General features: G+C 40.0%; 1 protein-coding gene and 1 pseudogene. One reads left to right on the top strand and one right to left on the bottom strand.

Annotation, left to right across the window (positions count from 1 at the left end; translation table 11 throughout):
- Positions 1-184: 184 nt before the first annotated feature.
- A complete protein-coding gene (locus tag JGK39_RS33470; RefSeq protein WP_293262901.1) occupies positions 185-379 on the top strand; it encodes a hypothetical protein in 195 nt (64 codons plus the stop codon).
- Here JGK39_RS33470 and JGK39_RS33465 read toward each other — a convergent pair.
- Positions 290-1,039 (bottom strand): annotated as a pseudogene (locus JGK39_RS33465) (IS1 family transposase). The gene JGK39_RS33470 and the pseudogene JGK39_RS33465 overlap by 90 nt on opposite strands.
- Positions 1,040-1,351 lie beyond the last annotated feature (312 nt).

Genomic DNA, 1,351 nt, shown 5'->3' with positions numbered 1-1,351 from the left:
CATCCCAATTACAGAAGTAACAACCGCTCGCTTGTCAGATTTTTTGTTTCCTACTCTTCTAGGATAACTGGGGTTATATTTAATCGCAAGCCCCTAAAGGCCCTTTCCAGACTAGATTACCCTCATTAGGGGTGCAAATTGACGGTGGAATTGCTTGCTCTGTCAAAAAAGAGGAGAATCGTCAATGAGGAAAGTAGGTGCGATCGCGATCGCTACCTACGGAAAGCAGCAGGACGTGATCGCCTATCGTCCCCCAAAATACTCAGTTTCAGTTTTTGGCGTTGCTGAATTAGGGAATGGTACGACCAAAAATACCGGAGGGGAGTCGAAAATGATTTCGGGGATTTTGATGGGGAATTGGAACATCTCCAAATTTTAGATAATGAATTAGTAATTTAATTGAATATCCTAGCATTTTTTCACACTTAGAATAACAAATACTTTTTCTTTTTAGTCGAGCCAAGTAATGTCTGAGTCTTGTATTTTCACCTTCAACTCTTGTCATATAAGTTTTGCTGATAATTTAGTCTCCCTCGGTCATAAAATTCGGGTAAACTTTCCAGCCATCTGTTACATAAAAGTAGCATTTCCATTTACTAACTTCCGCCCATAGTGGTTCAAAAGTTTTGGCGCTATGGTCGCCTAAAACCCATCCTAAAATACCTGGCTTAAAATGGTCTACCGCTGTCCACAGCCAGGTTTTGTTTTTTTTTGAACCCACAAATGTTTGTAATTCATCTAATTCTCCCACTTCGGGATTTGTTTCTGGTTCGTAAAAATCTGGCAAGAGTTTTCCGGCTGATTTTACCCAATTAATAATTGTAGTGTGATGTACATTCTTGACTCTTTCAATTGCTCTAAAACCCAGGCTATTAACATACATCTTGAGACATTCACGCTTAACTTCTTCTGGATATCCTCTAGGAAGTTTATAATCATCTATAAATTGTCTTTTGCCTGGGACGCAAATATAATTTTGTTTGCCTTTTTTGTGACCATTTTTATTGATGTGAGTTGATTTACATTCAGGACATTGCATAATATCTTTTTTAAATGTGTGTTATTTTTGACGCTCGGAGTACAACTTCATCATACCCTAATTGAGCAACGCCCAGTTTTTAAGCCTTCGCAAAAAAGGTGTCGGCAGACAATCGCGATCGCACTCGGGAGCAACTAACTTCCCTGTATCGTTTTGAACCAGCATCCGACATAGCCTTGGCTTTTGGGGACTCCGAAAGAGAGACTTGATGCCGGGAGCATCCCGGTTTTGTAAATATCCGAATAACAATAGTCCGGACAGTTTTCAATGACCAACGGTAGAATGCGGGTTCTGGGTTCCAGTATCTGTGAA

The sequence above is a fragment of the Microcoleus sp. PH2017_12_PCY_D_A genome (genome assembly GCF_020738565.1).
Lineage (GTDB): Bacteria > Cyanobacteriota > Cyanobacteriia > Cyanobacteriales > Microcoleaceae > Microcoleus.
The sequence above is the reverse complement of the archived record's forward strand: the minus strand, read 5'-3'. Positions and strand labels throughout refer to the sequence as shown.

Bases quoted from the DNA above. Each gene is read 5' to 3' on its own strand.
- JGK39_RS33470 (WP_293262901.1), top strand. From the start codon at position 185: ATGAGGAAAGTAGGTGCGATCGCGATCGCTACCTACGGAAAGCAGCAG.